This window comes from Ruegeria sp. CG11, from assembly GCF_056537245.1.
In genome coordinates, this window is sequence record NZ_JBQFRE010000071.1 from 1 (window position 1) to 638 (window position 638).

Here is a 638-nt window from a genome sequence, read left to right on the forward strand (position 1 = left end):
TGCGATCAACACCATACAGGCCGTTATCACCACCCAAGGTGAGATCTGAATCAAGAATTTGATCTTGTCGATGTGCCTCTGCCAAGTCGTCCCGCTCCAATCCAAAAACGTACGAGTATCGGCTTCGATTGTATTCCGCGCGAGTGTTACACATGCTTGAATATCGGTCCTGAAGCTCTGCAGTTGAGAATCCATCAAGGCGGCGTGCTCTTTTCGGATCTTGTCCATATCCGCGTTCAATTTCTCGCTCAGCCGGGTCGGCTTGCCAGTCGTCATGAAAAATCTCTCCTTTCAATCGCCAGCGTTCGCCCGTGTTGGGGTCTTTGGCGGTGATGTAATTTTTGCTTACGCGGGGGAGGTCGAAACCTGCGTCGGTCAGAGCATCGACCATGCTTGCACGGTCGGTGATGGTGCCGACGCTGATCTGGTCCAAGATCCATTCGTGCAGTTCTTCGCGGCCCTGTGCCCTGGTTGGGGCCTCAACGGTGGTTTGAACCTCCTGCGCGTGATCCAGATCCATGGGATCGGCCCAGGCATGAGCTTTGTTCATCAGGTCGCGCAGACTGTCATAGGCTGTCTGATAGCCAGGTGGCGCAATGTTGAGACTCTTGCCGGTTGTCAGCTCCAAACGCGGTGTG

At 54.5% G+C, this 638-nt stretch carries 1 pseudogene; it reads right to left on the reverse strand.

Annotation, left to right across the window (positions count from 1 at the left end):
• Positions 1-638 (reverse strand): annotated as a pseudogene (locus ACR0KW_RS24275) (relaxase/mobilization nuclease domain-containing protein); the annotation flags it as partial.